This window comes from Glutamicibacter bergerei, assembly GCF_054495185.1.
Genome location: NZ_CM137131.1, coordinates 1,416,061 through 1,440,555, shown reverse-complemented (window position 1 = coordinate 1,440,555; position 24,495 = coordinate 1,416,061). Strand labels below are relative to the sequence as shown.

At 56.1% G+C, this 24,495-nt stretch carries 16 protein-coding genes; 1 reads left to right on the top strand and 15 read right to left on the bottom strand.

The window, feature by feature from the left end; genetic code table 11:
* Positions 1-232 precede the first annotated feature (232 nt).
* The 15 genes from ACX5K5_RS06625 to rfbB form a co-directional block, all read right to left on the bottom strand.
* Positions 233-1,567: a hypothetical protein gene (locus ACX5K5_RS06625; protein ID WP_459175248.1), complete on the bottom strand. Its 1,335-nt coding sequence runs from the start codon at positions 1,565-1,567 to the stop codon at positions 233-235.
* Complete coding sequence (locus tag ACX5K5_RS06620; RefSeq protein WP_459175247.1) at positions 1,564-3,507, bottom strand: O-antigen ligase family protein; 1,944 nt, start codon at positions 3,505-3,507, stop codon at positions 1,564-1,566. The genes ACX5K5_RS06625 and ACX5K5_RS06620 overlap by 4 nt, the downstream gene beginning before the upstream one ends.
* Positions 3,508-3,510: 3 nt before the next feature.
* Entirely contained in the window at positions 3,511-4,242 is a 732-nt protein-coding gene (locus ACX5K5_RS06615; protein WP_459175246.1) for a YveK family protein, read from the bottom strand.
* Positions 4,243-4,360: 118 nt separating this feature from the next.
* Positions 4,361-6,745, bottom strand: a complete 2,385-nt coding sequence (locus ACX5K5_RS06610) for a glycosyltransferase (protein ID WP_459175245.1) — start codon at positions 6,743-6,745, stop codon at positions 4,361-4,363.
* Complete coding sequence (locus ACX5K5_RS06605) at positions 6,742-8,217, bottom strand: lipopolysaccharide biosynthesis protein (RefSeq protein ID WP_459175244.1); 1,476 nt, start codon at positions 8,215-8,217, stop codon at positions 6,742-6,744. The genes ACX5K5_RS06610 and ACX5K5_RS06605 overlap by 4 nt, the downstream gene beginning before the upstream one ends.
* A 4-nt stretch (positions 8,218-8,221) precedes the next feature.
* Entirely contained in the window at positions 8,222-9,349 is a 1,128-nt protein-coding gene (locus ACX5K5_RS06600) for a DegT/DnrJ/EryC1/StrS family aminotransferase (RefSeq protein ID WP_459175243.1), read from the bottom strand.
* Positions 9,346-9,999 (bottom strand): NeuD/PglB/VioB family sugar acetyltransferase, encoded by a 654-nt coding sequence (locus ACX5K5_RS06595; protein WP_459175242.1) that lies wholly within the window; start codon positions 9,997-9,999, stop codon positions 9,346-9,348. Before ACX5K5_RS06595 ends, ACX5K5_RS06600 begins: the two co-directional genes overlap by 4 nt.
* A 1-nt stretch (position 10,000) precedes the next feature.
* Positions 10,001-11,155, bottom strand: a complete 1,155-nt coding sequence (locus tag ACX5K5_RS06590; protein ID WP_459175241.1) for a DegT/DnrJ/EryC1/StrS family aminotransferase — start codon at positions 11,153-11,155, stop codon at positions 10,001-10,003.
* Positions 11,156-11,184: 29 nt separating this feature from the next.
* Positions 11,185-12,207 (bottom strand): NAD-dependent epimerase/dehydratase family protein, encoded by a 1,023-nt coding sequence (locus ACX5K5_RS06585; RefSeq protein ID WP_459175240.1) that lies wholly within the window; start codon positions 12,205-12,207, stop codon positions 11,185-11,187.
* Entirely contained in the window at positions 12,204-13,301 is a 1,098-nt protein-coding gene (locus ACX5K5_RS06580) for a Gfo/Idh/MocA family protein (protein ID WP_459175239.1), read from the bottom strand. Before ACX5K5_RS06580 ends, ACX5K5_RS06585 begins: the two co-directional genes overlap by 4 nt.
* Complete coding sequence (locus ACX5K5_RS06575; RefSeq protein ID WP_459175238.1) at positions 13,301-14,830, bottom strand: sugar transferase; 1,530 nt, start codon at positions 14,828-14,830, stop codon at positions 13,301-13,303. Before ACX5K5_RS06575 ends, ACX5K5_RS06580 begins: the two co-directional genes overlap by 1 nt.
* Positions 14,831-15,407: 577 nt before the next feature.
* Positions 15,408-18,095, bottom strand: coding sequence for a LuxR C-terminal-related transcriptional regulator (locus ACX5K5_RS06570; protein WP_459175237.1), 2,688 nt, complete (start codon positions 18,093-18,095; stop codon positions 15,408-15,410).
* Entirely contained in the window at positions 18,092-20,725 is a 2,634-nt protein-coding gene (locus tag ACX5K5_RS06565; protein WP_459175236.1) for a helix-turn-helix transcriptional regulator, read from the bottom strand. The genes ACX5K5_RS06570 and ACX5K5_RS06565 overlap by 4 nt, the downstream gene beginning before the upstream one ends.
* A gap of 311 nt (positions 20,726-21,036) precedes the next feature.
* Positions 21,037-22,473, bottom strand: a complete 1,437-nt coding sequence (locus ACX5K5_RS06560) for a sugar nucleotide-binding protein (RefSeq protein WP_459175235.1) — start codon at positions 22,471-22,473, stop codon at positions 21,037-21,039.
* Complete coding sequence (gene rfbB / locus ACX5K5_RS06555; protein WP_459175234.1) at positions 22,473-23,492, bottom strand: dTDP-glucose 4,6-dehydratase; 1,020 nt, start codon at positions 23,490-23,492, stop codon at positions 22,473-22,475. Before rfbB ends, ACX5K5_RS06560 begins: the two co-directional genes overlap by 1 nt.
* Positions 23,493-23,595: 103 nt before the next feature.
* Here rfbB and rfbA point away from each other — a divergent pair, with 103 nt between their 5' ends.
* Positions 23,596-24,480: a glucose-1-phosphate thymidylyltransferase RfbA gene (gene rfbA, locus ACX5K5_RS06550; protein WP_459175233.1), complete on the top strand. Its 885-nt coding sequence runs from the start codon at positions 23,596-23,598 to the stop codon at positions 24,478-24,480.
* Positions 24,481-24,495: the final 15 nt, after the last annotated feature.

Sequence of the window (24,495 nt, the reverse complement as noted above, 5' to 3'; positions counted from 1 at the left end):
CACAATAATCTGCTGATCTGACATCACCGGAAGCAAGATCATCTACTAGTAAATATAGGTTGGGATCACCGGCATATGCCGGTGATCCCAACCTATATTTCCGCCGCAGTTCTTCGTCGTGCTTGGTCCGTGTTCTGCTGGCCGCTGCTAGCTGCGTGACTCATCGCCTTGAAGCTACACCTCCCGGCGCAATAAATCCCCGGACCAAGTCAGCGTGGAAGAGCCCGGTTTATTATTTGGCAGCACAGTTGGTGATGGGCACCTTGTAAATATGGATGGTATTGCCGTCGGTAAAGCCGTCATCGAAGATTCCCTCCGTAGCTTTTAGGCTCCTGTTCTCATTGAGCACTTCTACGTCAGTGGAACCCACACATTGGAGGTTGAATGATGCCTTTTGCTTGCCAGCTTGCGCCGACCCGGCGAGTACATAAAAGTGATTCTCGTAGGCTTTCACTCGAACGTTGACCGCACCCTCGGCGCTGAGTACCCCCTCGGCAGTGACCGAATTCAGTACCGGAGCCAAAAGTGAAACCTGGTCGTTAATCCGTGCAACGGCTGAGCTGTTTTCCTCCCCGCAGTCACGCAGGACATGTTGCGAGGCGCATTGTCCAGAAAAACTGTGGTTGAAATAGACTATGCCTCGTGCTCCCGCGATGAGGCTCTGCCACACGGCGGCACGAATTTGTGCTGGGGTTACCGTCGGTAATTCCTCGTCGCTAAAGGGACGACCCAACTCTACAAATCCCCATACAGGTTTACTGCCCGCAGGCTGGATATAGTCCCTGATTTGCTTCACCGTATGTCCATAGTTCGCAGCTAGCCGGCATTCGGACTCGCTCAAATCACGAGGCTCTTCAAAGCGTGTTCCGCCCTCGGTCTTGTGGCAAATATTGGGATCGGTAAACCAGTAGTTATCTGCCGAGACCACGTCGGCATAAGTGCTGGTGAAATGAGTTCCGACTTCTTCATCACCCCAGAAGGTCACGCCTTTGCCGAAGTTCGCGTAGACCATTGACCCAGCCGGCGCTTTCTCTAAAGACTGTGCCAGCACGGTGTAGCCGCACCGGCTCTCTTCTGGCTCGCAGATTGGAGCCTCTCCCGGCCATGCTCCCGTCCATACGCCCTCTCCGGATTTACCCCACATATCCACCTCGTCGGGAAGAACAAAACCGTTGAGGCCTGGCTGGGGCGTACCGCTCAATACATATGATCCGACGTCACGTGCTAACTTCGGATTGGATTCAGGGGTTAGTTCAACATAGGTGTTGATGCCGAAGGAGCGATCAGTCACCGCATCTTGTGCATCCATCAGGCTTTCATGCCACACCGCAAGCGGAAAATACGACGGGTCATCGGGTAAAGAGTCAGCAAATTCACCATAGTAAGCGGCCCCACCGTCGTTGACGGTGGTGTCGAAGGTTTGCTCAGGGGCTCCCACCGCGTTGGTGCATCCTGCCAGCAGAGATCCTGCCAGCAAGATGATCCCTAGCTTGCCAACTGTACGTAGTTGTTGGTTCCTCTTGGATGTGCGCAGCTCGACGTCCAAGTTGTGCAATGTTTTTGTCATGACCAGCCCGTCTTTCGGAGAACTATTTCGTGCGCCGTCGCGGCCGCCATAATGGTCAGGAACCCCAGTAAAAGAAGGGCCCATTTGGTGCGTGGCAGAATCTGCACGGGGACCACTGCTTCAGGGTAAATGTCGGTAATGATATGCGCACTGCGTTTAACGTTCATTTGCTGTTGCGGTTCTTCGGCCAGAGCGGTCAGTTCGGTCATCGTTTGATCCATGGTCGATAACACCTCTTCCGCTGACGAGGCAAGCACTTCAACGGTGATGGTTGCTTCTCTCTGGTACGTCTGCCACTGTCCGCCAGCGTTGGGGACACGCACCAGTTCCCCACTGCGCACACCGGTGCCATAAATGGGAGCCGTGACTGGTTCAATAGTCGATGGTCCATGAATTCCGGCGTACGTTTCTTTCACTAAGGCGGCAAATGGAATCAGGTCCCGGGCATCGGTGCGCAAGGAGTTTCCTCCTACCGCGCTGGATGGTGGCAGGAATACCAAATCCTGTTGAGTCCAGTAAGTGCCAGGTGCTTGCCTGATTACTTGGGCAATGGGAAGCGCGATCAGAACTACCAGCACCGCAGCGGCGGCAGCAAACATCCGCGCCTTTTTTGAGCCAATGCTAGGGACCGCCACCTTTGGATTCAGGCGTTCGGAGTCCTTGGACAGCCTCCAATATGCCGAACTAATCCCAAGCACCAAGAAGAGCACGCCGGGTGCTTGCGGGAACGAGAAACTGTCAAAGAATGCCATTAGCGTGGCGCTGGAAATTATCGAGGCGGCCAGGCCGACACCCAGATGATTATTCAGCGATTCCTCACCGGTGCTTCTGCCGGCAATGGCACAGTAGACCCCTGTAGCGAGCAACGCGACAAATGCCAGTGCACCGACAATGCCGATTTCCAACACCAGTAGCAGCAGCTGATTATCCAGGATTCGATAGCTGGGCAAGAAGGTGCCAAAACCACGTCCGAAGAGCGGGTTTGTGCTGAATACTTGAAAAGCGAAGTCCCAGCTTCCGGTTCGGGATTCCACACTGGAATCCCCGCCCTCAAACATTTCCATGATGGCGCGTAAGACCGAAGGAAGAGCGATCATCACCGCGCCAGCTCCGGCAATTCCCAGCAACACAACTCTGCGGCGCAAACGCGCATCCCAGAAGGGCATCATGGCTAGTATTCCCAGCGCCAAGCCGATCAGTGCGGAACGCGTCAAGGAAATAAATGAAACGCCAACGAGCACTGCCACCGGGAAAAACCGTCGGATGAAACCCAGCTTCCGGTCCCCAATGCACAGGGCAATAGCCAGTGGCACCAGGCTGCTGACAACTGCCGCGAATTCGAGGGCATGCCGTGCAGTTCCCCGGGGTCGCATGAATCCGCTACGCAGATCGACTCCGCCGTCAATACTTGCCAAACCAGGCGTTGGGAATCGATCGATGAGTACCGTGCCGGTAAGGAATTGATACATGCCCAGTGTCGCCACCACAGCACCGAGCAGAACAAGTCGTCTGCATAGGACGGCTAATCTTTCCTTGGACTGGATTCCGTCAGCGGCTACGAAGAAGGCGCCGGCAAACCCGGCCAAGCGCAAGATGCCCATATCTGCAGCGTTCTGATCTGGCTGTGGCAGATTTGAGGTGGCCGCTACGACCTCGCTGATCATCACGGCCGCGGCAAACGCTAAAAAGGTGAGGTACACCGGATTTGAGAACCTCACCCGACTTGCAAGGCGGGTTCGATACCAGAGCCACCAGACCATGAGTCCTATCGACAGCAGGACCGCCGGTGTTCCGGCCCCGCCCAACTGAGCGATAGTCCTGTCGCTGGGGACAATGAGCAGCACCACGGCGTATACCGTCAGCCCGGTCACTGCATCGGCTTGCACCCGTGCCGGTTGCGGCAACGGCACCCGTCTACGATGCTCCGAGGACTTGAGCATCTGTCAAGTTCCGTTAGCGAATCGTACTGGCTGCACGGTCAGCCTAGATTCGGTGACTTCAAGGCGCGCAGCAACCTCGGACGGAGGCAGCGTCATCTGCGCTGAGCCAGGATCATCGTGTTTATCCTCAGATTTCCGGCGCTTGTTCTTAGGCTTTCGTTTAGCTAGGAACTTGTCCAGTGCGGCGACGAACAATACCGTGGCGACGGATCCGCCGCCGGCGGCTACCGCCATAAGCTGTAGCTGGCGCTTGTTTTCGGTTTCCGCTTCACGCGACTGGGCTAGGGTCATCGTGCCGATCTTGGCGTCTGCAGGTACCTTCAGTTCGTCCTGCAGCGCGTTCAAGGCAAGCGGAACTTGTGCAGTCACCTTTTCTACCAGGGCTAGTGCTTGGTCATCGGTGGGCGCTGCCACGGAAATTTGGATAATCGGCCCGGTTGAGGTGGCATCTTGTTCAAGAGTGAATGATTGATCAGGATTCGAACCAATAACTTCCTCTTGCGAAGCCGCCGAATTCATTGTAATAACTAAGACATTGAGTGCTTGGCCAAGTCCTCCAAGGTACAGGTATGGATTATCACCATCCTTGACTGACTTTTCCGGTGGCAATAACACCACCGTTGATGTTGCACTGTATGTCACCGGTGTGACGGTGTATGCTCCGTACACTCCGGCTGCTGTCAAAATAACTCCGAGCACGACGATGTACCACCGGCGTAAAAGACTTCGAAGCATGTCGCTTAAAACCATTTTTTCCCCCAAAAAAATGTCACAAAAGTGACTCCCCCAGTGTTGCCACGACTACTGCGTACCAAGTCCCTCTTCGTTCGCGATAAGGGCAACAATCCCCATGTTACGTGATTGGCGCCTCCTTTAGAGATGATAATTCGATTAAATCTATGGCGCGCTGTTCCCACGAGTGCCCGGCGGCAAAAGCTCTGCGTACTGAGATCTCCGAATCCTGCGTTGGATGAGCGATAAATTCCTGGAGCAACTCTATGACCTCAGCATTTGTGTTTCCAACCGCCAGGTGTTCGGTGTCTAACCAGTGCGAGGAAGGAAGATTTGTCGATACCACAAATAGCCCAGCCGCCAAGTAGTCCAAGGTCTTCAATGGGAAACTTGCCTGGTTAAATTTCGAATTTGTGTAGGGGGTGAGTCCTATCCGGCAACCAGCCAGAAAGCCCGGGACCTGCGTGGGCGGAATTTCACCCACCCATTGCACACCGGGAGATTCCAGAAAATTGCGCATACGCGTCACCCACTGCGCGTTGTTACTTTTCAGCGGTCCGGCAACCCGAAGCTTTAATCCTTGATCTCGGATCTGTTCCAGCAGCCCTACGTCAAGGCGTTCGTTGAGCTGTCCCAGCACTGCGATCGCTTGGTGGCGGTCACCGGCACTAAGCTCGGAGATCTTGCAACCGTTTGGCAGCAGGTTTGTTATGTGCCTCGATTGCAGTTGATCAAGCTGAGCAGCCAGGTGCGGGGAGACGGCAAAAACCTTGTCGGCAACCGCAAGGTTCTCGGTCAAGCGTTTGGAAACACTGCCGGCAGGTAGCCCCATGAGCTGTTCACCGGCAATCCAGTCGTCGGTAACGTAGAGGCACTTCGTCCCGGAGATCTTAGTCGGGAAGCTTGCACTGGCCGAGGAGTGAATGATCAGACGCTCGGTCAGCTGTTTGCCACCAGCAACCCGCAGCAGGGTACGTGTGGTTAGCTTGTCGTAGATTCTACGCAGTTGAGGATAGCGCACGCCGGCCGGAACAAAGGTCTGTATCCGGGTTATTTTCCCTGCGACCTGGTCACGATGGGTGCCGAGCAGTTTCGCTGGCCTGGAGCCACTCGTAGTCAAAGATGATTTCAGTGTTCGAGGCGGATCCACCCAAATGACTTCGGTCTTCGCTGACAAAGCTGTCGCGAGCATGTGATCGGTGCCCTTGACGTCATCCCAATAGGTGCCGGCAAGGTAAATCACCTGCTGGATCGAATTACCCGATCGGCGAGGACAGAATCTTGCACTGACGGTATTGCTGTTGAAGTCATCCATCACGGTTTTGCGCCATAACTTCTGGCGTAGGCGCGCAAGTTTGTATTTTGTGAATTCCCTGGCCGCAAAGCTCCAACTACCTAGTTCATCCGCAGACCGTACGCGATGTGTGCGAGCAGCCGTATAGAGCTCTTCCAGCGTTCGGGACAAACTTTCCAAGGAATATCGAGATTCCACCAGTTCCCTACCAAAATCTCCGAGTTTGCCCTGTCGACGCCCGGCGTCAAGCAGCGGCAGCAAAATCGATTTGAGGCGCTCAGCTCCACCGTGGTCATCAGCACCAACTCCGTACCAGCCTTGCCAGAAGAATTCATCGACGGAATCAGGTTCAAACAGCTTCCAATAGCCGTTCTCCCCCTGAACAATCAGCGGTTTGGCGAACGCCATGGCACGCAGTGCAGAACCACCCATGCCCAAGGCAATGTCAGCGGCCGCGTATGCAGCCCGCGGGTCTGCCATCTCCCCGGTCAGCACAATGCTCCCGGGGTACCGCAGGTTCACCTGTTCGGCACGTTCACGGACGGTGTCCTCGGCCGAGCCACCTCCAACTATGGCCAAGCAAATAGGACGCTGTTCAGCAATCAGTGCGGTTGTATCGATGGCCGAAAGAATTCCCTCAAGTTTCAGCTCAGGCACGAGCCGTGAAACCACCACGACCAATGGCACGACCGGGCTGATACCATGTTCCGTGCGGAATTCTAGACCAAGTTTTTGATTCGCCTTGTTCTTGTGAACGTCCACCGGCGGCTCGAGGAGCGAAACACGGTCGAATCCTCGCGCGTTCCGCTCAGCCTTGATTTGCTCGGTACCCACAGTCAGAGACATGGTTCGCGGGATGAAATCGGCGACCGCCATCGACATGACAGTGGCGATACTTTTTGTCTGTTTCAGGCCAAGAGTTGCCAAAGCGCATTCCAACGCGGGTGGCCATTCAAAGCCATGGACTATGTCAATCTGACGTTCGCGAATTAACCGCCGCAGATCTGCGACGATCGCGGGAGTCGGCCTAAACCGCGGTCTTGGCGACTGAATGAATTCAAGACCCAGCTCACGCACCTTTTGTACCAGCTCCCCCTTCCACCCGTAGACAATGACCTCATGGCCGCGCTCACGCAACGCGCCGGCCAATTCAATGGCGTTGAGCTGGCTGCCGCCCATGGCTAGGTCGTGGGGATAAATCAGGATCCTCATGTGCTCGTTTCCAAACTCTCAGTGCGTGAAATATTGCGGATCTGCCCTATGTCGGTGCGGCAGGTCAATAGCAGCAATGCCATGATCAGCAAGGTCCAAATGCCGGCAATGGTTAATGCCAGCAGCTGCTGCGTAATGAAGTGGGTAGCCAGATAACATCCGGCCCATGCGAAACCACCAGCGAGCAGCGGGAGGCACATTTGCCGCAAGATTGCGCCGAACCCCACTCCGCCACCGCGCAACTGCCACAGGTACACCGGTAAGAGGATCACCACGGAAACGACCGCGTAGGCACAAGCTACTCCCACCATGCCGGCCAGCTGAGACCCAATCCATAATGCAGGAATCAGCACGCCGAGCCCCACCAGCTGTATGACCAGAACGGTGTTAGTTCGTCCCACGACCACCAGATAGTCGTAGACCAGCTCGTTAAAGACCTTGGACAAGGCCGCAATGACCAGCCAGCTCAAAACCTGCGCGGCCGGAATCCACGGTTCGCCGTAGACCAATATGATCAACGGATGTGCAACCGCTGACATCGCCAGAAAAGCGGGAATGGTTGCGCTGGCTAAAACCTTGGACAAGCTGGTGATGGCTTGCCTCAGTCGCAGCTGATCATGCTGTATCGCAGAAAATGCTGCGGGAGCCACTCGGCGCAGCGGTTGCGAAATGATATTCAGCGGCCAGCTGGAAAGGTTGAATGCCAGGACATAAAAACCCAATGCGACACTTCCCAGCGTGGCACCAACGACTAATTGGTCTGCATACCCGACGGCAAAAACGATGATGCTAGACCCGGCCAGGGGCAACCCAAATTTGATCAAGGCCAGGGCATGGTTCCGGTTCCACCCAAATTGGTATTTCAGGGGTGAAGCTTTCAAAAACATCACGGCTGAAATCAGCGCACCAGCTAACCGTCCTACGGCCAAGGCCATCGCACCTAAGCCGACTAAAGCTAAAACAACCGAGAGGACTGCTCCGACCCACACGTTGACTTGATCAATCACCATGCGCGTACGTTCTTCAAAAGCCCGTTGGAGCAAGGCCGCGGGACCTGCCACAATGCCATTGAGCAGTACGGAGAGGACCAGAATTCTGACAACGCCCGTCGCTTCAGGGTCTCCCATGAGTTCCGTGAAGCGCGGTGCCGCAAACCAGGAGATCGTGCAGAATACTGCACTGCCAACCACGGAGAGCGTATTGACCGTCGACGCGATGAGTGCCGGTTCCGAAGGCCACCGGACTATAGCAAGACTGACTCCGAGCTCATTAAAACTAAGCACCGCCATGAGCGCGACAAGCGCAATAGCAAAAGTACCAAACTGTTCCGGACCCAATACTCTGGCTAGGACGATACCGATGCCCAGAGTTCCTAATCTTGAAACTAGGGTATTGGCCAGGCTCCAGCTAAAAGCGTTGCCGGCAGAATTCGAAGCGCCCGGCGACCTTGTCCGCTTCCCGAGATTGCGCATCGGATCACAGCACCGAAATCAGCGCGTCTGCCACACGTCGCTGTTGCTCCTCGGTGATGTGCGGATACAGCGGCAGGGACATAATCCGGCCGGCAGCGCGTTCGGTGACCGGGAAGTCCCCTTCTTTGTATCCCAGGTGTGCAAAGGCTTGGGTCAGGTGCACCGGATATGGGTAGTGGATTCCTGCGCCAATGCCTGCGGCATTTAGTTCCGCCACCACTCGGTCACGTTCTTTCACCTGAACCACATACAGGTGCCACACGTCTTGGTTCCCCGCAGCTTGCTGCGGCAGGGTGACTCCTGCAACCCCGGCCAGCAGTTCGCTATAACGCGATGCAGCTTGGCGGCGCAGCTCATTCCACCCGGCCAGGCGTTCCAGCTTGGCACTGAGCACCACCGCTTGCACCGCATCCATCCGGGAATTGCGTCCCACAACTTCGTGCACGTATTTGGTGCGGCTGCCGTGAGCCGAAAGCAACCGGACCTGCTGCGCTAACCGGGCATCGCCGGTAAGCACCGCTCCGGCATCTCCGGCCGCCCCGAGATTCTTTCCCGGGTAGAAGCTGGTACCAGCGATATCACCCAAAGTCCCGGCGCTACGCCCATGGCGGGTTGCACCTTGCGCTTGGGCCGCATCTTCGATGATCACCGCACCGCAAGCGCGGGCAATGGAAGATAATTCTTCAACAAAAGCGGTCTGCCCGTACAGATGCACCGGCATGATGGCTTTGGTCTTTTCGGTCACAGCTTCGGCTACCGCCAGCGGATCAATCAGCAGGTATTCGGTATCTACGTCCACCAGTACGACGGTGGCGCCGGTAAGGCTCACCGCCTCGGCGGTGGCTATGAAGGTATTTGCCGGGAGGATCACCTCATCGCCCGGTCCAATGCCGCTGGCGCGCAGCGCCAGCTCCAGTGCATCGGTGCCGTTTCCCACCCCAACGCAGTGTCCAGTCCCCAAGAAGCCTGCGTAGCTTTGCTCGAAGTCGGCTACCGCTGCTCCCCCGATGAAGGCGGTATTTTCAAAGACCTGTGCCAGCGATTCATTTACCTGCTGCTGTACTTCTTGTTGCTGTGCGCGCAGATCCACCAACGGAATCTGGCTCTGGGTGCTCATAGTTTTGTTGCTCATGCTCTAGACCCTGTCGATTCAAGATTTGTGGAAGTAATGATCTGCCGGGCTGGGTTGCCTGCCCAGACCTGTTCTGCTGGCATGTCCCGCAGTAACGCTGATCCCATGCCAAGCACCGCACCGGCACCGATCTGCACATCTTCACGCACCGCCGCGTTAGTTCCGAGGTAAGCCCGGTGGCCCACGGTAACCCGGCCTGCCAGTTTTGCCCCGGCCGCCAGCGTGCAATAGTCCTCAAGCACGTTGTCGTGGGTCAGCACTACCTGGGGCATGAGCACCGTGTGCCGTCCCACAGAGATGTCGCAGGTCGCCACGCAGCCGGCGAGGATGATGCTTCCGCATCCCACGCTGACCGAACTTCCGAGCGCTGCCGAGCCATGGATATGTGTTGCATAGCGAGAATCATCCAGATCCAGCCGGGCCGCAATGGCTGCCCGGCTGCTTCCCTTCCCGGCACAGATCAATAGCTTTTCGGTACGCTCTTTGGCTAATTCCAGTCCCCCAAGAACCCGAACTTTGCCAATGAGCGTTCCGTGCAATGCAGTATTGTCATCGAGCAGTCCGATGACCTCATGATCACCGGTCTGTTCAATAGACGAGATGGTTTCCCGGGCCAGCCCACTGGCTGCGACGAGCAGTACTTTCGCCATCTCACTCACCGCCGGTAGCGGCAAGCACATTGGACAGCACGCTGGTGATCACGCGGTCCTGCTCATGCTCTTCGAGCTGGTGGTAGAGCGGCAGAATCAACGTGTTCGCCGTCAGATGCTCGGTTACCGGCAGCGGAGCGACAATTCCAGAATGTCCTGCATAGGCCGGTTGCAGATGCGAGGCCATGATGCCGCGCCGGGCCGAAATACCATCTTCGGCAAGCCGTTCGAGCAGTCCCTCGCGGTCCACACCGAATTGCGGACCAAGCTCAATCCAGAATGATTGGAAGTTCGAGGTTCCATACTCAGGGTCTGTCACACAACGCAATCCCGGCACATTCGCGAAGGCGTGCTGGTAGCGGGAGGCTAGGAACCGGCGGCGGGCCACCATGGTGTCCAGCTTATCGAGCTGCACCAGGCCCAGGGCTGCCTGCAAGTCCGTCATGCGGAAGTTGTAGCCAACTTCCTTGTAGCTCTCGGCCGGTGCCAGCGTGGAGTTGTGGCGTTCGGCAGCCGAAACATCCATTGAATGTTCACGTAGCTGACGTGCGCGTTTGGCCCACTGCATGTTGTTGGTGGTGAGCATGCCGCCTTCACCGGTGGTCAAGAGCTTGCGTGGATGGAAGGACCACGCGGACACGTCCGCGCCGGCCCCCACCGGAGCCCCACGGTAGGTTGATCCGGCGCCGCACGCGGCGTCTTCAATGAGGACCAGCCCCAACTCGTCACAGAGTGCACGCAGCGGCTGGAGATCCAGCGGCATACCGCCCTGGTCCACCACAATGATTGCAGTAGTTTTCTCGGTCAGCACCGCACGTACGGTCTGCGCCGTGACATTCCCGGTCAATTCCTCAACATCGGCAAACACCGGACGGGCACCGACATAGGTCGGTGCATTAGCGGTGGCCACGAAGGAAAACGACGGTACCACCACATCATCGCCGGCCTTGACTCCCGCGACCAGCAACGCCAGTTGCAAGGCGGTAGTGCAGCTGGATGTTGCCACCGCATAGTCCACCTGCTGATGCGCGGCGAAGGCTTCTTCAAAGGCCACGGTCCGTGGCCCCTGGGCGACCCAGCCCGAGGCAATAACCTCGGCGACTGCGTCGGTTTCGGCTGTTCCCAGCCATGGTTTCATCACACTGATGCGATTCATGATTCTTCCCCCAAAAAATCGTTGTTCGCTTATTTGGTTACGCCGACTGGCTTTTTCAAGGCCCGCCCGGCGGCTACTTCTTCGCGCAATGGCTTCCACCAGTCCACGAGCTTTCGAAGCCCCTCTTCCAGACCAATCTTTGATTCAAATCCAAGATCCATCCGTGCGGCGGTGGTATCTGCCAGACGGCGGGACACCGAGTTCACTGCGCGTTCCGGACCGTATTCGATATGCAGATCCGAATCCATGGCCTTGAGCAGAGTTTCAGCCAGCTCCTTCAGGCTGGTCTCCGTGCCGCTGGCCACGTTGTAGATGCCTTCGGATATTGGGCTGCTGGCGGCCAGCAGGTTGGCCCGGGCGATATCCTCGGAAACCACAAAGTCCATGGTCTGGGATCCATCACCAAAAATCAGCGGTGGCAGTCCGTCGGCGATGCGTTCCATCCAGCGCACGAGGACCTCGGTGTACGCACCGTGCACATCCATACGCGGGCCGTAGACGTTGAAGTAACGCAACATCACGTAGTCCATTCCGTACATGGCACGGAAAGATTTGAACAAGCCTTCATTGAAGGTCTTGGCCGCCCCGTAGAGGGTGTCGTTGTTGTACGGGTGATGGCGTTCGGTGGTCGGGAACTCCTCGGCCATGCCATACACCGACGCGCTGGACGCGGCGACAATCTTCGGCACTTTCGCTTCTACCGCCGCTTCCAGGACGTTAAAGGTTCCGTTGACCATGACGTCCACCGCCAGGCGTGGCTCCTCCGCGCACTGGGTGATGCGGATGGCCGCTTGGTGGAACACCATGTCCTTGCCAGCGGTCACTTCACGCACCAGGGTGCGGTCCGCGATATCCCCCAGGATGAGGTTCACTCGTCCGGTGGCTAGCGCCTTGTCGATATTGCTACGTCGTCCGCGGACCAAGTTATCCAGCACATCAATCTGCTGGGCTCCGGCGGCCAGCAGCTGATCCACGATTTCGGAGCCAATGGTGCCAGCTCCTCCGGTGACCAGGTAGCGTCCGCCTGCAAGGTTCTTAATATTTTCGTTCATCGTGCGTTCTCCATGACGGAAGTAGGGTTTTGTGTTGGTTGGGCTGTAGATCCGGCAGCCAAGCTTCGGCTTGCGTCCTCCAAGACCTTGAGCACCCGAAGTGCCGAAGGCCCGTCGGTGGGTGCTGGCCTGGATCCACGGATGCTGGCGGCAAATTCAGCCACCATCAATCCCAATGGTTCAAATTCTGAGAGCGCCGGAGACCAGGTGTCGCCGAGCCGGTAGGAAATCGTGGCGCCCTTGCGGTTTTCCACGTCGGCACGAATCATTTCCTGCCGGTCCAGGTCCACACCGCGGTCAAAGATGGTCAGCCGCTGCTGTGGATTCAGGTCGTCCCACACCAGGGTCTTGCGGCTACCGCCAATGACCATCTGGCGGATCTTTGTAGGCGAGAGCCAATTGACATTGATATGCGCCAGGACACCGTGCTCAAGTTCCATGCTCAAATAGCCCACACAGGACTTGCCGGCATTCAGCGGATCGGAGCCAAGCGCGGTGACGCTGCGCGGGTTGAGCCCGCCGGGAATCACAAAATCAAGGATGGACAGATCATGCGGGGCAAGATCCCAGAACACGTCAACATCTGGCTGGACCAGTCCGAGGTTGATCCGTGTGGAATCAATATACAGAATGTCGCCCAATTCGCCGGCTGCCAATAATTCGCGGATTTTAAGCACCGCAGGTGTGTAGCAGTAGGTGTGGTCAGCCATCAGGATGGTTCCGGCTGCTGCGGCGGCATCTACCATTTGCGCCCCGTGCACCGAGTTATCTGCCAGCGGCTTTTCCACTACCACGTGTTTACCGGCCGCAATGGCGGCCATGGCAATCGCATGGTGGGTCCGTGCCGGGGTGGCGATAGCCACCGCGTCGACATCATGGAATTCGAGCAGTTCATCGAGCGAACCCACGACCGCAGGCTGACCGGTCTTGCGCGCCAGCGCTTCGGCCCGGTCCAGGTCCATATCGCAAATGGCCACAAGTTCCCAGTCGGTGCTCATCGCGAAGTTGCGTGCGAGGTTCGGTCCCCAGTAGCCGGCGCCGATGACGGCCACACGCAGGGCAGGATGAATCAGGGTTTCGGGTGCAACGCTCATTAGTAAGCTCCATCGGGTTTGATCATGACGCGGAAGGTGCGCCAGATGATGCGCAAGTCGCTGAGCACGGTCCAGTTCTCTGCGTAATACAGATCCAGCCGTACGCTTTCCTTCCAATCCAGGTTTGAACGGCCGCTGACCTGCCACAGTCCGGTGACTCCGGGCTTGAGCAGCAGCCTGCGGTGGGTGTGCCCCTGATAGGTCTGGACTTCAGTGAATAGGGGCGGACGCGGGCCCACTACAGACATGTCGCCGAGCAGCACGTTCACAAACTGCGGCAGCTCGTCCAGCGAGTGCTTGCGCAACCACCGGCCAGAGCGGGTAATGCGTGGGTCGTCCTTGAGTTTGAAAAGAGGGCCGGCTCCCTCGTTCTGTTCTTGGAGCTTGGCCAGCCGCGCTTCGGCGTCTTCGACCATGGTGCGGAATTTGATCATCTTGAACGGACGCCCATCCTGGCCGGCACGTTCTTGTCTGAAGAAGATCTTGCCCGGACCGTCGAGCCGGATGAGCAGCGCGATGACCAGGAACACCGGTGCAAGTCCGAGCAAAGCCAGCGAAGAAAAGACAATGTCGAAGCCGCGTTTGAAAAAGTAGCGTGCTCCGGTGAACTTAGCCAGTTCAACATGGAGCAACGGCATGCCATCCACCGGGCTAGTCCGTACCCGCCGGCTGGCTACACCGGTCAGCGCGGAAACCACAATGAGCTTTGTTCCTGTGCTCTCCAAGCGCCAGCCAAGTTGCTGCAAGGCGGAGTTTCCACCGGTGAGCGGGCCGGCAACAATGACCGAGTCGGCACCTAAACGGGCCACCTCTTGCTCAATGGAGCCGGCGTCATAAGCCAGCGGAAGAGTTGGATCAGCAAGCCGGATGTCCTGTTCGGCCTGCGCATCCGCAGCTCCGTCCAGCAGTACTCCGACAACCCGGTAGGCGGGGCCCGAACGCTTGGAAATCTGGCGTACGGCGAATGGTGTATCTGCTGGCTGCCCGTAGATCAGCACGTTGCTCAATGCGTAACCGTTGCGGCTGCGGCGTATCAGCCACTGACGCCAGGTCCACCGGCTGGTGAGTAACGCGGCTAAGCCTATGGGCAGGGTGATGACCAGGAAGACTCGCAGGTCACCGAATCCTGTCACGCCGATCAGCGTCCCTAAGGTTCCGGCAAGAACCAGCGCGGCATATACGAGAAATTTGTATTCCTGCATACCCACGGCAACACTGCCTAAGGTGTGCGCCTTGAATGATCTCAGACTCAGCATCCAGACTATGGTCAGCAGCACTCCGGTCCACACATATGGTCCAGCTGAAGACTGTGAAAGCGGTGTACTTACCGTGCTTTGCCCCATGGCCAGCGCCGGCAACGCACTAGCCGCGCCAACGATCAAGAGATCTGTGGCGAATAGCTTACGAAGGTAGGCCCGGCCATTTGAACCGACGGTTGCTACCGCAGGAGTGGACACCGGGCTCAAGGTTGTCCAGGACCCCAGTGCGTTCAGATTATTTTCGCCTAGTCGGCTGCTAATTTGCGACATTACTGTGTCCCGCCTTGCTCTGCGACATGGCATGGCAAGGGCGGGCACAATTTGGCAACACAATGTTAAACATCTATGTTTCCCCCAAGAAAGATGCATTTCCCCAATTTGAGGACGGTCCAGCCATTCCCAAATAGCTGTGTTGTCCTCGTACGTATTGAGCCTAGGATGCAATTGATCACTGCGCACGAGTGGCGGAACACTCAAATGCTGTGCTGCCGGCATCCGTAAATACCCGTTTGGCACTTGGTTCCTACTCGCTCACTACTTGGGTGAGCAAAAACGGGCTTAAAGAACAGACCCCGCACCAGCGCAGAGGGGTTGCTGGTGCGGGGTCTGTTCTTGCCAAGGGACCGGCGGCCGCGCTGGGGGTATATCCTTGCGGATTCACGAACCACCGGCCCCGTATGAGGGTTGAGTCTCGCTGCCGCAGCAATTGAAAATACTGTGGCGGGTACGCACTCGTTCGGGCAGGATCTGGTTGGTTGCTCGTCGGCTCCCAGTATTCAGATTACGCAACCAGAGCCTTGCACCGCACGGGTGGTACTTACCCCAAGATTGCCCAAACCACTTGTAATTACCTAGTACCGGTACCCGCTTGGAGTCCTGCGTTGTTAAGTGCAGAGCGTTCGGTAATTCCCAGCTTAGAGAACACCCGGTAGAGGTGTCCTTCGACGGTTCGCTGCGAGACAGTCAGCGCCCTGGCGATCTGGGCATTGTTCCGGCCTTCACGGGCCAGCTCCACGATTTCAGCCTCGCGTGCAGTCAACTCGGTCAGTGCCAGAATTCGGGCAATGTACCTGCCCGAATCCAGCCCATGTTGCTCGAGGATTTTTGCGGTGCGCCGCAGCAGTGCACCGCATCGTCGCTGATCTCCGGCAGCCGCGTATTGTTCGGCGGCCCGGGCCATCGCTTCAATGGCCACCAGATATTCGTCCTTGGCCAGCGCTTGCGCAGCCAAGTCTTCCAACAGCTCGCTGTTAACCGTGCCTAGCAATTCCATCAGCCGTGCCAGGAGCGCGGGCCGTGAGCCCTGGTGTTCGCCAGCTAAGAGATGTAGCCGCTCGCGCTGCGGTGCCATGGCCAGTTCTTCGCCACTTAGTTGCCGAGTGTGGCTGTAGAGGATTTCGCGTTCAATGAGCGGGAAATCGCTGAGGGATTCACCTTCATGCGGATTGCCCAGCGCTGCGGCGAATGCTCGCGGGAAGATCCGCTGTTCGGAGGCTTCCTCGCCCAGATATCCGGGTATCGAGGAGTATCCTCCAGCCATCTCATCCACCGTTCCGAATGCCACAGCCGCAGGTACCGGAGTTCCCAAGCGCGCAAGCAGCAGCCGATAGAGATTAATTGCCACCGAGAGTACCTGTGCGGTATCAACAATTCGCAGTTCGGTCACTGCCTCGGCGATCTTCGAGATGGCAGGATGTACCCGGCTCTGTAAGAGGTCACCGATTCCGTCTAGTAGGGAAACGACTCCCTGATAGTGCTGAATTGAGTTTAATTCTGTGCCACGAGACTCATTGATGAACTGCTTGGCACGCCGGTACTCTCCAAGAAACAAGAGATTCCAGCCAATACGGAAGAACACCCGCACCTCATAGAGGGAACGCAGTTGTGGTTGTGTCTGAAGTATCTCCATGGCCGATTCAGCCAACTGAAGTGCATCCGAGCACAGGCCTTGAGAGCTGTAGAGATCGCTGAGTGTGATCATGGAAGTGATTCGCGCCTGAATCGGCAGATCAGGATCATCCAAGAAACTGTGCAGCTCTTGGGCACTCGGACGCGGCCCCTTGGCTGAATTAACCCGGATCCACAAATCTAAGACGCCGGCCCCTGCCTGTTGCAAGGTGAGAAAAGCTTCCACGGCAAGTGCATCATTTTGCTCATCGGCCCGGGTCTTCCACGTGACTAAGACCTTTTGCAGTTCGCTCCTATCCATACCGATACAGGTCGACACTTCGAGCAGGTATGCAAAAGCCTGACCCAGTAATTCCAAGTCGGTCAGCTGATCAATCAGCCGCAAGAGCAGGGCGCGAGCCGCATAGAACCGGCCCATTCCCAACAGGACTTGGGCTTCGAGCAGTGCGCCTTGTTCGTGGAGCTGTGAAAGTTTTCCCATGGTGCATAACGGCAAGGCCAGCGCATAGTCCAATGCATTTGCGGTCTCCTGCGCGATATGAAAAACCGTCGTTGCAGGTACAGGCTCTCCGATTTCCAGACTCCACAGCATTTCTACTGCATTAGCGTCAATCCCCAATTTAACGCTGGCGGTGCTCCAGAGCTCATGTAACTGCGCGCTTTCCTGTTCGGTCGCCAGTTCCCGAACGACGCGTTGTTGCATTTCAGTTCTCAAAGTGATCGCAGCGTCAACGACCGCTAGGTCCCCCGCGTCGACTAATCGCCGATAGGGCAGGGAACATTCATCAAGGAGTTCCGGGCGTTGCGGTCCGCCCAGGGCCAACAGGCGCAGCGTCAACTGCTCCTCCATCGGCAGATAGCGGGTCAGTTCGCGGCCTAAAGAAAGTAGCCGTGCATCAACTTCCGGCAATGGACGGGCAATGATCCATACCGATTCGTGAACGGTCGCATCCTTGAGTAAAGAGTCGTCTTGGAACAAGATTCCTTGATCCCTGCAGGAAGCTGTATAGGCTTTGACGAACCGAGGATTACCACCAGTCATACGCTCGATAATCCTCACCGATCCGTCGCTGAGCCTTCCATCAATAATCTCTTCGGCAAGTTCTCTGACGCCTACGAGATCCAGAGGTTGCATGATGATGGTGCTCAGCGTGGCAACCTCGCTCAGTGTCTCAAGCGGAGAGTTAGCTTCCAGGGTCCCGGCACCCACAGCGATGAGTTTCACAGCTGCATTTTCAATAAGCAACGACAACACAAAACAGCTCTGGGCATCCAAGTATTGTGCGTCCTCGACAAGTACAATTCGGGGCCCCGTTGCTCCCTCTGTGCTAAATATTGCCCGGTTCAGCTCGCGCAACACCGCTACCGGCTCATCAATATTTTCCAAGGCCCCCAAGTAAGGTGACAAGGCTCCGTGAGCTATAGAACTCAGAGACTCACTGCAAAATAACCTCATTACCGGATTCTGAATACCTGGTGCTGACAGCACAGCCTCCACGAGACTGGTTTTACCCATGCCGACGCCTCCAAGAATCAGCGCCCCGCCGGAGCCTTGCTGGCGCAATGCCCGTAGCAGTTCGTTGTATTCAGTTGAATTAGTTCGGCTGTTTCCTCCCGACTTGATCATCGTTGGGCTACCGTGCGTCGACTCGATCGATCCAAAGCCGTCAGTTCTTGGCGGTTGCGCACCTGAAGCTTTGAATAAACCTGGTAAAGATGCCCTTCCACGGTACGAATCGATACCCCGTTAAATTTTGCTATTTCCAAGTTTGATTTCCCGCGGATCGCCAGTTGGGCAATCTGAGCCTCGCGTTTAGTCAAGTCACGGACCCAGCTTGGTTGCTGTTCTGCCAAGTCAATTTGACGTTCTCCTAGGGACGCTTTGTCCGGAGCTAAAGCTCGTTTATATTCGTTAAGAGCCTTTGATAATTTTCGCTGCTCCTTGGCATCTAGCAAAGAAATAAGCTCATTATGCGCCGGGGCAGCTAGTAGCAGATGGCCGTTGAAGGCCAGAGTCTTCAGGGCCAGTGCGAGCCCCGGCCCGTCTAATTCGCTGACTGACTTTGCAAGCTCGACAACATTCTGAGCTAAAAATCCTTTGCACCTGCGACTGGCTAGTTCAAGCTGTGGCAGAGAATCCCAGCTGCCCAAGCGCACGGCGAATGCCAAGGTAAGCATTTGAAAAACCAAATGCCCCTCACCCTGAATTTGTTGGGCAAAGTGCGTCAACCGAGCTTTAGCCACGTCTTTTGAACCTAATTCAGCCAAGCTGAGAGACGCGAAAATTTCAGCCGTCCAGGTGTAGAAGTTTAATGGTGCTGTGGTGTTTTTGGTTTCGCTGAGCCCATTGGCCATCAAGGTAGTGGCTTCCATACGCCTGCCTGAACAGGCCAAGGCATAGGTGACTACCGATTCCATGGCATAGCGCAGCGTCTGATCTCCCTCGTAGCCCAGTTGTTGCAGGCAAGGCTCCAATACTCGCAGTGCTCCTTCATGGTCGTTGGCCAACCCGAGGAGAATTCCATGTACCGTTTGGGCATGAGCCATCAGCAATGGATTGAGCTGGCTGCCAGCGGCAAGTTTTTGCGCCCTAGACGCTGCTAATTTCCAATGTCCCGCCAAGAGCTCGGTGTGCAGGAGTAGCTGTTCGATGTCCGCGACGTCTTCTGGACCAAAACTGCTGACTAAAGGCGCATTAAACCGAATTGCGCGCAGCTGATCATCCAAGTGTCCCGCCAAAGACATGGCCCCACCCTGGCGGGACTGTGCTGCCCAGCCTTTGGCCTGAATTGCCAAGGCACGTAGATGCAGAGATTCACTCATCCAATTCGAAGATTCCGCTAATATCTCAGTACCACCAATGATCCCTGAGTTGTTCCCCATTTCGTCTTCGGACAGCAGCGACATTTGGCTGAGGATTTCAAGTTCCTGATCAGCTAGGATCAATGGTTCTAGCGCACCGGCTTCGTTGATTGCCAAACGCAGGCCCTTCCAGGCGTGAGCGATCACGTCCAAAGTCGCCGCCTGCCGGCCAACCAGAGTCAACGCATTGACATGCATTTTCAAAATTCCTACGCGCACCTGTGGATCCATTTGCCAGCCTGCCGGATCATATCCGTGGCTCTGGAACTTTTCGGCCAGTGCAAGCTGGTCGGCATACCTACCGATATCTTTCAGTTCACGCAGCGCGGCCAATGATTGTGCGGCACCGGGATCCGGATGCAGTTGCGCGAGTTCGATACGGCCACTTGCTTTTAGCTCCCCACCGGTTTCGGACCGCATCAGCAACCCGAGCAATGGCGTTGCTATCCCCACGCTGTTGGTAGATTCATGCAGATACTTGACCGCTCCGCGATTCAGCAGACCGTCAAGTGGACCAGTCAGGCCGGAAAGGTGGACGCGGTCTAAAGCTACCGGGCCACCAAGGGCCAGGATCGTGAGTAACTCTCGTTCTGCCGAAGTCATTCCCGCGGTTAATGAGCTGGAGATCGACTGAATGTCGTGACCTGAGCCAAGTTCGGCCGAGCGTAGAACCCACACACCTTGCTGCTGAACTAACTGACCATTCACGCACCAGCTCTGGACAAGCTTCCGCATCAATCCGCGATTACCGTTGGTCAAATAGCACAGTGTGGCCGAGCTATAGAGCGAGACCTGTCCACCCAGTTCCTGCTCTAAAAACTCGTGAGTCTGCGTACTGTCCATACGGCTGACACGAAGCTGTTCGAGTTTTCCCGACCGAAATAAGGTAAAATGATCACCCGGCAGATCATGCACATGCTCACAGATGACTACGAGTTTGATTTTGCCCATGACGGCGAGCTGAGCAAGCAGCGAGCTCGATTGCTCGTCAATGAGTTCCGGTCGTCCAAGCATTACCAATGCTGCAGAATTCTCAAGGCAAAGAATCTTTCCCAGCCCGTGAATCAGCTCGTGGCGCGTCGTGTGTGAGTCAACGTCCAACTGCGCTAGCAGGAACGACAGCACACCAAGCGGCACCTTCGTGCCAAAATTGCTTCCATTCAAGCGAATGAGTCGTGGCGCCTCGCTGAGCAGGCCAAGGCCAGCCTCAACAAGTGCGCGGCGACCACTGCCGGTTGGACCGGAAACCACTGCACCAGACAATTGCGGATCGCTGAGGATCCTGCCAATTGTATTTGCCGGAATGTCCTTTGATTTCGTTAGAAATTTGGCATCTCCCCAGAGCCTTTGGACATTTTGAGCGTTGTTAATTGACAAAAAACGTGAATATTCCATTATTCAAACCGCCCCAATCGGTTCGTTCCCCCAAGATTACGGTTGGAATGTTTAGATTCCACCGCATGAATCCCATACTAGGATGGAACAGCCCGAAAATCAGCTGGTTGTCACAGTAAAGTTGCGTTACAGGTACTACATACTCGGTTTCTAGGTAACGAAAAGGTCCACAGGCACCCAAGCATCCAGTCTGTGAATTCACACGCAAATCCACTTGACTTGGAACTTTCCAGATTATTTGGATTTCCAGTTACTGAAAATCCAGAAAAATTACGAGGAAATCGCACCGGGCGTGCTGTCATACTCGATTTTTACTCGGTCACGTACTGTGACTTCTCAGGTGCAACTTCCAGGAATTCCGCGAGCAAATCTGTCTCAGGTCGGCCGGTGAATCCAGTGGCACGTAACTTGTCCATATTGAAGGTGCTGTACTTTGGACGCGGAGCCAAAAATGGCTTACCAGCGGCATATTCTTGCGTCGTCGTGGGCTGCACTCTTGCCGGATCATGTCCACTGAGTTCAAAGACCCTGCGCGCAATCTGATACCAGCTCGAGGGCTCGCCATTCCCCTGTAGATGATAAATTCCCGGGGCACTGCCCGAATCGATGAGATGAGCTATGCCTAAGGCAAGTTCACTGGCAAAGGTCAGCCGCCCTACTTGGTCTTCAACTACTTTCGGGTCAATCCCCTGGTCCGCTAGACGACGCATGGTGAGTACAAAATTGTTTCCTTGGCCGATAACCCAACTGGTCCGCACCACATAGTTCTGGGCATGGGCCAGTACGGCTTGTTCCCCGGCTGCCTTGCTCTGTCCGTAAACACCCAGTGGACAGATCATTTCATCTTCGTCAGCGTTGTCGGTTTCGCCGTCAAAAACATAATCAGTGGAAACCTGGACCAAGGCCACGCCCTGTTCGGCGCATGCTGTGGCCAGCCGGCGTACAGCCACAGCATTGACCTGCCAGGCTTCGGACCGACCTGCGCCGGTTTCCGCGAGGTCTACCGCGGTCATCGCTGCCGCGTTGATGACGTGGCTGTAACCGGAAAGGTCCAGCGCTTCGCTGAATCCGGAGCTCTGCAGATCTACGTCTTCGCGTGTCAAGACCACAAGTCGTGGGTCATTTATGGCCAGTTGCGCGAAAGCACGACCCAACTGGCCATTGCCGCCTAGCACGGCAATTTTCTTCGGCTGCACGGGCTTAGCTTCGTCGAGGTGCGGATGGTCCCTGTCGGCCTGTGAAACGATTGCTTGATCCAAGCTGATGGGCCAGTCAATCTGCAGTTGCGGGTCGGCAAGATTTACGTAGCTGTACTCGGTGCGCGAGGCCTCGGTCCAGTGTTCGGTGACCAGATAGGAATACACGGTGTTGTTACTCAGGGTCTGGAACGCGTTGGCTACGCCCCGAGGTACAAACACCGCCTGGTTTGGCCCCATCCGCACGGTAAATACGGTGCCGAAGGTCGCTCCGGGACGCAGATCCACCCAGGCGCCGAAAATCTCTCCGGAAAGCACCGACACATATTTATCCCAGGGCTCCGCGTGCAAACCACGCGTGGTACCGCGGTCGGCATTAAACGAGACGTTGTTCTGCACCGGGCGGAAGTCTGACAATCCGGCCGACACCATCTTTTGGCGCTGCCAATTTTCTTTGAACCAACCGCGCTGGTCAACATGCACCGGTAGGTGAAGTACTAATAACCCGGGAATAACGGTGTGCTCTACCTTGAGTTGTTTTTCCTGGCTCATCAGCTCGTCACACGAATGTCGGCCGCAAGTTGCGTCCTATAACGCTCCTCGGTTTGTGCCTTGCCCGGCTGCCACCACGAACGGTGCTCCCGATACCAAGCAATGGTCTGTTCCAAACCCTTCTCCAGGTCGGTGTACTGCGGTGCCCACCCCAATTCCTCACGTAGCACTGAGGAATCTATGGCATAGCGCAGGTCATGCCCCGCACGGTCCGCAACCCATTCAAAATCATCAGCTTCCCGGCCCATGAGATCCAGGATCAATCCCAGGACATCACGGTTATTGCGCTCACCATCGGCGCCAACCAGGTAGGTGCGCCCAGCTTCGCCGGCTTGAAGAATTCGCTGCACCGCGGACGAGTGGTCGCTGGCATGGATCCAATCGCGGACGTTCGCACCGTTGCCATAGAGCTTCGGTCGCTGCCCCTCGAGGATGTTGGTGATCTGCCGCGGAATGAATTTCTCCACGTGCTGGAACGGTCCATAGTTGTTGGAACAATTGGACAGCGTTGCCTCAATGCCAAAGGAACGTACCCACGCTTTGACCAGCAGGTCACTAGAAGCCTTGGACGCCGAATAAGGGCTCGAAGGCTTATAGGGTGTGGACTCGGTGAAGCGCTGCGGGTCGTCAAGCTCCAGATCCCCGTAAACTTCATCTGTGGAGATGTGGTGCAGGCGTACCTCGTGGTGGCGCACTGCTTCGAGTAATTCAAAAGTCCCCACAACATTTGAATTCAGGAAGCTACGTGGATCATGCAAGGAATTGTCATTGTGGGTTTCTGCGGCAAAATGAACTACCGCGTCATGCTGCGGCACAAGCTCATTGACCAGCACGTAGTCGCAGATATCTCCCACGACAAGGTCTACCCGTTTGGGATCAAGACCGGACAACGACTGCCGGTTCGCGGCATAGGTCATTTTATCTAGGACTGTGATTTCACTGTCGGAGTGCTCAATCATATGGTGGACAAAGTTCGCCCCAATGAATCCTGCTCCCCCAGTTACAAGGATTCTTTTCATCTTCTCAGACTAGCCAGAGGCCAGCCACGTGCAGAAGCAACCTAGCAATTTTCGAGTATGACTACTCTGCCGGCTCTTTAGTCCCGATAGTTAGGCTTGGATCATGAGGGGAATAATACTTGCTGGGGGAACCGGGTCGCGTCTGCACCCAATTACACAGGGAATTTCAAAACAGTTGGTGCCGGTCTTTGATAAGCCGATGATCTACTATCCGTTGTCGACTTTAATGCTCGCTGGGATCAAAGACATCTTGATTATCACCACACCACAGGATGAGGTTCTTTTTCGAGGGCTGCTTGGGGACGGCTCTCAATTCGGAATAATGCTTAGTTATCGTGTGCAATCATCACCAGACGGGCTTGCTCAAGCATTCTTGATCGGTGAAGACCATATCGGTGACGACTCGGTTGCCTTGGTGCTGGGTGACAATATCTTCCATGGGCCTGGCTTTGGCACACAATTACAAAAATACGTGGACAACCCCGGGGCCAGCATCTTCGGGTATTGGGTCGCAGATCCGCGTGCCTACGGCGTCGTGGAATTTGATGAGGATCACCGAGCTATCTCTCTGGAGGAGAAGCCGGCAAACCCGAAAAGCCATTATGCGGTTCCGGGCTTGTATTTCTATGACAACTCTGTCGTGGCCAAGGCTCGCGAGCTGAGACCATCGGCGCGCGGTGAACTGGAAATTACCGACATCAACCGTTTGTACCTGGACGAGGGAACGCTCAACGTCAACGTTCTGGCCCGCGGTACCGCTTGGCTGGACACCGGAACCTTTGAATCATTGAATGATGCCTCAAACTTTGTGCGCACCATCGAGGCCCGGCAGGGTCTGAAGATCTGTGTTCCAGAGGAAGTCGCGTGGCGCCAGGGATTTATCGACAATGAACAGCTGCGCCAGCGGGCGTTGACGCTCGCCAAGAGCGGTTACGGGGATTACCTCAACGGGCTGCTGGATTTCAGCTTCGCCGACCCATACCACTAGGCCTTCGCCTCGCTT